Below are 8,053 nucleotides of genomic sequence, written 5' to 3' on the forward strand. Positions count from 1 at the left end.
CGCCCATATTTGAGCCCTCTTTTGAGCGTCCTTTGCCCTCCAAAAATCTCGCCTTGTCTTTTGGACAATGTTCTCGATTTTAGGAGAACAAACGCCTCTAAAATAGGACCGCAACTATGAGCAAAAATTCCAATCGTCGTGTACTCGCTATCGTTGGTGGGGGATTCTCCGGTTTAGCTCTTTGTTACTACCTCCTCAAAAAAGGGGGAGATGTCACCCTTTTTGATGGAGGCGGCGGCGCCTCAAAAATGGCATCGGGACTGCTCCATCCCTATCCTGGAGAGAGCGCTTTCCTTTCTTGGAAAGGGATCGAAGGGATGAAGGAGACGCGCGCTCTTTTAGAGAGGGTAGGTCCTGAAGTCTATAAGGAGACAGGGATCTTACGGTTTGCAGTCAGTGAAAAGCAACGAAAGGCTTTTAAGCAGCGAGCCGAAGAAAAAGAGGACGTTGAGTGGTGGGATAAAGAAAAATGTCATGCAGCTGTTCCAGGAAGCGCCTATCTGCCCGGTATTTTTATCCGATCAGGAATCACTGTTCATGCAAAGGCTTACTTGGAAGGGCTTTGGAAAATTTGTGAGGACTTAGGGGGCCACCTTGAGAAAAAAAAGGTTGACCTAGACGATTTGCAAGGATTTGACCGGATCATTTTAGCCGCAGGTGGGGGAATCCGCTCTTTTGCTGCAGCCAAAAAGCTCGACCTCCGCTTTACCAAGGGGCAACTTCTGGTATGTAAAAAGCCCCACTATTTCACAGGGGAGAGTAGCGTGACGGGAAAAGGGTACCTTGCTTTAAGTGAAAACAATGATCAGTGTTATCTAGGCTCCACCTATGAGCGCAACCACACAACCGAAGCGCCCTGTTTAGGAACGGCGACCGATCTCATTTTTAACCAAATTGGGCAGTTTATCCCTTCTTACGGCTCTTTTGAAGTGAAGGGGTGTTTAGCTGAAATGCGGGTATCTACAAAGGATTACCGCCCCTTCATCGGGAAAATCGATGAGAATATTTATGCGATAACAGGGATGGGATCGCGGGGGCTTCTCTACCATGCCTACTTTGGAAAAAAATTAGCTGAGGAGGTGATGGGATGCAGCTCCTCTTCTTAGGAACAGGGGGATCGATGGGGATCCCCGTTATTGGGTGCAGGTGTCTCACTTGTAAATCGAAATCTCCCCATGACAAAAGGCTGCGCTCTTCGGTCCTTTTAACCCACGAGGGAAAGCGGTACTTGGTCGATATTGGCCCTGACTACCGGCAGCAAGCGTTAAAGTATGGGATCGATCGGCTAGACGGCCTTCTCATCACGCATACCCACTACGACCATATCGCGGGGCTCGATGAGCTTCGGATCTACACCTTTCGGCAAAGAAAACCAGTTCCTTGCCTCGTCTCTCGGGAGACGTTGGCCGAGCTAAAAGTGCGCTATCATTACTTTATCCCTCCCCATGAGACAACAAAGCTGGAGTTTTCGATCCTTGAAGGAGATGTGGGAGAGACCGTTTTTGAAGGGCTTCCCGTTACCTTCTTTTCCTATAGACAACAAGGGATGAAGGTGACGGGGTTTCGGTTTAAAAATCTCGCTTATGTCACCGACATCAAAGAGTATGAGGAATCGATTTTCGATTCCCTTAAAGGGGTTGAAACCTTAGTGATTAGTGGTTGGAAGTGGGAAAAGTCTCATGCCCATTTAAGTCTTAAAGAGGGGATGGCCTTTGCAAGGAAAGCAAAAGCAAAAATGTGTTACTTTACCCACATTTCTCATGAGCTAAAAGCGGATAAACGGTTGCCAAAGGGGTTTGCACTGGCATATGATGGATTAGAAATCGGACTATGAAAGAAGATAAGCTTTACGAAGACATTAAATATGATATTAGCGACCTGAAAACAGCCCTCGCTGCTGGAGGGTATAACCGGGCCGCTGATCTTCCCCTATGCAAGGAGCATCTCGACGAGCTTGCCTCTCTTGCCACGACCTATGGCTTCGAAGTGGTTGCCCAGGAGCCCTGCTCGATCCGAACGATCGATGCTGCCCTTTTCTTTGGGAAAGGAAAGGTCGATGAGCTCCGCCAAAAAGGGGAAGAGGTGGGAGCTGATGTGATCATTTTCGATGATGAAATTTCCCCCAACCAGCAACGCAACTTAGAGCGCATTTTCAAAAAGCCGGTGATCGACCGGACAGAGCTGATTTTAGAGATCTTTTCGCAAAGGGCCCAAACCAAAGAGGCGATGCTTCAAGTTGAGCTGGCCAAAAGTCACTACCAAATGCCCCGTCTTAAAAGGCTGTGGACCCACCTTTCCCGTCAGTCTTCAGGAGGTGGAGGCTTTTTAAAAGGGGAAGGGGAGCGGCAGATTGAGATTGACCGTCGCCTCGTTCGAAAGCAGATCACCCGTCTAAAAAAAGAGCTTGAAGAGGTCCACCATCAAAGGGAAGTGCAGCGGAAATCGCGGGTGCGCTCGGGTATCCCCACCTTTTCGATCATTGGTTATACCAACGTGGGAAAGTCGACCCTTTTAAATGCGCTGACCGATGCGGATGTCCTCATGGAAGATAAGCTCTTTGCAACGCTCGATACAACGACCCGAAAATTTACCCTTCCCAACCACCAAGAAATTCTCCTTATCGACACCGTTGGGTTTATCCGGAAAATTCCCCATACCCTTGTTGCCGCCTTTAAGAGCACTCTAGAAGAAGCGGTTTTTACCGATATTCTCCTACACCTGATCGATGCGAACCATACCTTAGCGGAAGAACATGCCGAGTCGACCTATGCTGTTTTAAAAGAACTCACCGCAGAAGACAAGCCGATCATCACCGTTCTCAATAAGGTGGACGCCCTTGAAGATAAAAAGGTCATTGCCCGCTACAAATTAAAGTACCCCCGCGTCGTTCCCATTTCTGCTTTAAACCACGAAGGGTTTGAGACCCTTTTAGAGATGATGATGACCATCTTGAAAGACTTACGGAAGGTGGTTCATCTCCGCATTCCGCAAAAGGAGTATGCGCTTGTCAGTGAACTGATGGAAGAGGGAAGAATTATTACCCAAGATTATGAAGAAAATGATATCCTACTTGAAGTAGAAATCCCAAAAGCTCTTGCCCACAAAGTGGAGAAGTACCATGACAATAGTACAGGATAGCCAAAGCTTTTGTTCATCTTTGGCACCTCTTTTGACCGCTCTTTGCCCTCCAAAAATTTCGCCTTGTCTTTCTGACAATGTTCTCAATCTCAGAGAGTGTCGTCAAATTCTCACTGCTGTCTTAGCCCTTTCTATGGAAATCTCCAGCGTTGCCCTGCTTCAAGAGCCCACTTTGGGGCTCTCTCCATCGGGCGCCTTGGAGTTCTCTTATAGAAAGAACTCCTCCATCAGAGACAACTTGACGACACTCTCTAGGGGGGCAAATATCGCTAAAATAGGAGCGCAAATATGAGCAAAACCTCAGGCCATCCTGTAATAGCCCAAATTCCTAAGGAAGAGCGTCCGCGTGAGCGTCTTCTTTATCGGGGCTCTGACGCCCTTTCCCTTGCTGAACTTTTAGCGATTTGCCTAGGCAATGGGCACAAAGGAACCTCGGCTCTTGCCCTTGCTCACAAACTTCTAAGTCGCTTTGGATCGTTAAGCGCCCTTTTTGAAGCTTCTATTGAAACGCTTACCGAAATGAAGGGGGTGGGTCCTGCCAAAGCGATCCACTTAAAAGCTGTTTGTGCCCTAGCAAAGCGGCTCAATGCTGTTGCTGGAAAAGGAAAGTTTCCCGTCACTTGCCCCCGAGATGTTTATACCTTCATTGCTCCTGAGATCCGAGAGGAGAAACAGGAGGTGGTGGCGCTAATGCTTCGTGACACGCGCGGGTGCATTTTCCATCACGAAATTCTAGGAAGAGGAACGCTCAATGGCGTTATTGTCCATCCGCGAGAGGTTTTTCATCGGGCGCTTCACCGTCATGCCTACAGCGTGATCCTGGCTCACAACCATCCGAGTGGCGATCCGACCCCGTCGGAAGCCGACCTCGAGTTGACGAAGCTCCTTGTCTCCTCAGGACGTCTCCTTGGTATTCCTCTGGATGACCATCTGATTATCGGGCGGGTTTCCTATGTTTCCCTCTGGGAAGAGGGGGAAATTCAGGGTTCTCGATATATACTCAAATAAGTTCAAAAATTGGTTTTTGCCTGCGCCAGCATCCCCATCTTTAACTCCCTCTGCATCGCCCCTATCTCCTGGATAGGGGACTGCTTCGAGGGAGATAAACCTGGTGTGCTGACTTTGGCAAATTCCCAATTTTTGAACTTATTTGAGTATAAAAAAATTTGACCTGGATTTTTGATAAAAAATTGGGCATAATGTTCTCCATGAAGAAATATAAAATTGCCACATTGGGGTGCCGCACCAATCAATACGAGTCGCAAGCCTTTCTAGACCAATTGAAAAAGAAAGGCTATGAGGAGGCGCGCGATGGGGAAAAAGCCGATCTTTGCATCGTCAATACCTGCACTGTCACTGAATCAGCTGACAAGCGCTCCCTCTATCAGATTCGGAAGCTTGCTCGCGAGTATAGTCCCAAGCGGATGGTGGTGACCGGCTGTTTTGCCGAGCGCTCCCAAAAAATGCTCCGCGCTCTTCAAGAGGTGACCGATATCGTCCCCAATAGCAAAAAAGAGGAGCTCCTTCCGATGATTTTTCCTGAGGAGGAGTGGCCCGAGTTTCAGATCGAGCGGTTTGAAGCCCATACCCGCGCCTTTGTAAAAATCCAGGATGGGTGCAACTCCTACTGCAGCTACTGCATTATCCCTTTTGTTCGGGGACGCTCCCGTTCGAAAAAGGTTTTCGAGATTTTGCGGGAAGTTGAGGCCCTTGTTAAAAATGGATATAAAGAGGTTGTCTTAACGGGGATTAATATTGGCGATTTTGATGGAGACGGGACCCCTCCTGTCCGCCTGGGTGATCTGGTCCGTCAGGTCGACAAGATAGAGGGACTCGAGCGGATTCGGATTTCCTCGATCGATCCCGATGAGGTCGATGATGACCTTTTGGATGCTGTGATCAATGGGAAGAAGGCCTGCCCTTCGATGCATATTGTTCTCCAGTCAGGGTCCAACCTAACTTTGAAGCGGATGCGGCGCAAATATACGAAGCAAGATTTTATCGATGCAACAGAAAGACTTCTCAAAGCCGACCCCCGCTTTACTTTCACGACCGATATTATTGTTGGTTTTCCTGGGGAGTCTGAAGAAGAGTTTCAAGAGACCCTCGCACTGATGCGAGAGGTGCGGTTTGCGAAGGTTCATATGTTTCCCTATAGCGATCGCCCCAAAACCCGCGCCTCGAGAATGCCAAATAAAATTTCTCCTGAGCTGATTCAAGAGAGGAAGGCTGAGCTTTTAAAAGTGGCGGAGCAAAACGCCTTCGACTTAAGAAACCAATTTATTGGAGAGACTTTTTCTGTCCTCTTAGAGACCCCCACAATGGGGCATACAGAAAACTTTCTCCCCGTTGTTGTACCCGATAATAATTTATGCCCGAACACCCTAATCAATGTCACATGTGTAGACAATAACTCCGAAGGACTCATTGGTGAAAATCAAGCTGACGCAAAAATACAAACCCTTTTCGCATGAAGAGGGAACCTCCCTTCTCCTCCCTAAAAGCCCTTGGAAGGTGACCGCCTATCCAGCGAAGGTGGTTTTAGAAAACCTTATTTCAACAGGGAAAGAGGAGAGCCATACGATCACCCCTCAGATCAAAGGACCTTTAACACAATTTACTGTGATGCAGGATCTAGAAAGACAATGGATCCGGATCTTTGGACGGGGACCTGAGGGCTATTTTTCTTACCGTTTGGTGGCGACTGCCCATGAGATCACCCTTTTCCTCGAGCGCGGACCGAAGGAAGGAATTGCCTTTACCTATGAGGGGGAGACAAAACTCCTTAGGCGGAAAGAGGAACTCATTATTCCAGTTGTGCGGAGCGCTTTTGGACAGAGCCTTTCCGAAAAAATGCACTTCGGATGTAGCAAAAAGCAAGACTGGACCCTTGTTAAAAGAAGGCTGAGCCTCGAAGAAATTTTGCCGATTTGGCATGCCTTGGGAAAACATATTCCCGAGCATCCCCTCTTAGACGTTGGAACAGCTCATTATCTTAAGGCTTGCCAAGAGCTCGTTGAGCAAAGGGACCGTGCAAAGATTGGTTCTGCTTTTTTAACCCTTTTTAAAGTGGGCTTTTCTGGGATTTTGTCGCCCTCATTGATGGACGAAACCCACCATACTTTTGTTCCAGAAGGGGCACCGATCCCTGTTGAAGCTTCTCCTCTCCTATTGTTAGGAGAAGGAGCCCGTCTCATCCGCCGTCTCCTCATCGAAGCAAAGGAAGATTGTTTTGCAGTTCTTCCTTGTTTGCCCAAAGAGCTCCATGCCGGTCGCTTTACCGATATTGCTCTTAGAGATACCCTCACCATCGACCTCGAGTGGTCAAAGAAGCTCATCCGTCGCGTTATTCTCCATCCTAAAGAGGACCAAGAGGTGAAGCTGACTTTCCAATCGGCGATCGATTCTTTCCGTCTCCGCCGTGGAAGGCGAAACCGTGGCAAAGCCCATAATGCTGGAGACACCCTCACCCTTAAAGGGGGAACGCTCTACATTCTCGACCGCTTTCAAAAATAAAAAAAACTAAATTGCTGACTGTAAGGTGCATAAAGCTTTTCACGTTCAAAATATAAACCAGACTACCCCCTAGGGGTGATGACCTTCAGAGAGGAGGGGAGGACCCGGATGTAGACATCTCCCTCAAAGTCACAAGGTTCCCCATCAATATGGAGGGTTTGATGAGGTTTTTTAAGGATCACTTCTTGGCAACGGAAGGTTTCCGTATACTTTGAGTCATCGAGGTGTTTAGTAAAGAGGTCATGGACCAGCTTGGGAGCTGCATGGGGAGGGAACTCCTTCCAGATGATCACGTCTAAAAAGCCATCATCGACCTTTGCGCTTGGAGCAATGAAGGCATTGTTTCCATACTGGTTGGAGTTTGCAAAGCAGATCAAGAAAGCCTTTTTGTGAAGAGGTATTCCATCAACCACCAGATCATAATTTTGAGGTTTATAGTTGGGGAGTTCCGAAAGAACTGCTAAGAGATAAGAGGCAGGCCCCCGTTTGCCTGAGTTAGAGAAAGTGCGGCTGACATCGGCATCAAAGCCGACCCCCGCCACTCCCAAATACGATTTGTCATTGATCTTGACAGTGTCCACCCACTGGTCGGACATTTCATTGATCACTTGAATCGCCTTCGCAGGATCCTTGGGGATATTGAAGGAGAGGGCAAATCCATTCCCCGAGCCGGTTGGAACGATGGCCAATGCTGCTTGTGAGCCAATCATCCCCTGGGCCACCTCATTGACCGAGCCATCGCCCCCAACAGCCACAACGATCGTAGCGCCCCGCTTTACCGCTTCTCGGCTAAGCTCTGTGGCGTGGTGGGGCCGCTTCGTATAGAGGATCTCATACTCAAAGAGCTTCTGATCGAGATTTTTCCGAACAAGTTGTTTAATCTTTTTTTGTTTCCCCAATCCAGAAATAGGGTTTACAATAAAAACAACTTTACCCTCAATACACGACAATTTTTGGAGTCGATGGACAGCTGCGGCTTCACCAGATGTCCTTTCTTCCTCACCCATAGCGCTTTGGCTATGGGACTCGTCATTCAAGAAAATCTGGTTTTGCCTCGCTTGCCCTTCGCTCTCCAAAAACTTTCGTGTACCGAGGTCCTTACATTGTAATGCCCCACAAGTCGTTAGTAATAAAACTATAAATGAAAATAGCTGCTTCATAGCAAACAACTATACCTTAAGTAGGAGATAGTGGGCAAGTGGGCTTGGTTCAACGGGTGTGATTGAAATCCGTACTCTATGGAATTTGCTTAAGCAGCTTCTTCCCATAGCTCCTCCCAAAAGCCGTTTGCACGTAGGGCTCTAAGTTGGGCCATATCATCGGCATTTTCAGCTAACCACCATGCTCCAGGTATTTTTAACCTTTTTTGTATTAGGGATCTATTGGTGCTTTCTATTAA

The 8,053-nt window shown here is 48.0% G+C and carries 7 protein-coding genes; 6 read left to right on the plus strand and 1 reads right to left on the minus strand.

The window, feature by feature from the left end; genetic code table 11:
• Window positions 1–116: 116 nt before the first annotated feature.
• From NEPTK9_RS04955 to NEPTK9_RS04980, 6 genes are all read left to right on the plus strand, one after another.
• A complete protein-coding gene (locus NEPTK9_RS04955; RefSeq protein WP_194847724.1) occupies window positions 117–1,106 on the plus strand; it encodes an NAD(P)/FAD-dependent oxidoreductase in 990 nt (329 codons plus the stop codon).
• Window positions 1,088–1,834, plus strand: a complete 747-nt coding sequence (locus NEPTK9_RS04960; RefSeq protein ID WP_194847725.1) for an MBL fold metallo-hydrolase — start codon at window positions 1,088–1,090, stop codon at window positions 1,832–1,834. Before NEPTK9_RS04955 ends, NEPTK9_RS04960 begins: the two co-directional genes overlap by 19 nt.
• Window positions 1,831–3,138 (plus strand): GTPase HflX, encoded by a 1,308-nt coding sequence (gene hflX, locus NEPTK9_RS04965; protein ID WP_194847726.1) that lies wholly within the window; start codon window positions 1,831–1,833, stop codon window positions 3,136–3,138. The genes NEPTK9_RS04960 and hflX overlap by 4 nt, the downstream gene beginning before the upstream one ends.
• A 288-nt stretch (window positions 3,139–3,426) precedes the next feature.
• A complete protein-coding gene (gene radC / locus NEPTK9_RS04970; RefSeq protein ID WP_194847727.1) occupies window positions 3,427–4,146 on the plus strand; it encodes a RadC family protein in 720 nt (239 codons plus the stop codon).
• 200 nt (window positions 4,147–4,346) lie between these two features.
• Window positions 4,347–5,612 carry a tRNA (N(6)-L-threonylcarbamoyladenosine(37)-C(2))-methylthiotransferase MtaB gene (gene mtaB / locus NEPTK9_RS04975; protein WP_228547030.1) on the plus strand — a complete coding sequence of 422 codons (1,266 nt, stop codon included), beginning with the start codon at window positions 4,347–4,349 and terminating at the stop codon, window positions 5,610–5,612.
• Window positions 5,569–6,654 (plus strand): glycoside hydrolase family 95-like protein, encoded by a 1,086-nt coding sequence (locus tag NEPTK9_RS04980; protein WP_194847729.1) that lies wholly within the window; start codon window positions 5,569–5,571, stop codon window positions 6,652–6,654. Before mtaB ends, NEPTK9_RS04980 begins: the two co-directional genes overlap by 44 nt.
• Window positions 6,655–6,716: 62 nt before the next feature.
• On the opposite strand, the gene NEPTK9_RS04985 is transcribed toward NEPTK9_RS04980, so the two are convergent.
• The gene (locus NEPTK9_RS04985; protein WP_194847730.1) at window positions 6,717–7,661 is read right to left on the minus strand and encodes a diacylglycerol/lipid kinase family protein; all 945 of its coding nucleotides are present in this window, start codon (window positions 7,659–7,661) and stop codon (window positions 6,717–6,719) included.
• Between the last annotated feature and the right edge of the window lie 392 nt (window positions 7,662–8,053).

The organism is Candidatus Neptunochlamydia vexilliferae (assembly GCF_015356785.1).
Lineage (GTDB): Bacteria > Chlamydiota > Chlamydiia > Chlamydiales > Simkaniaceae > Neptunichlamydia > Neptunichlamydia vexilliferae.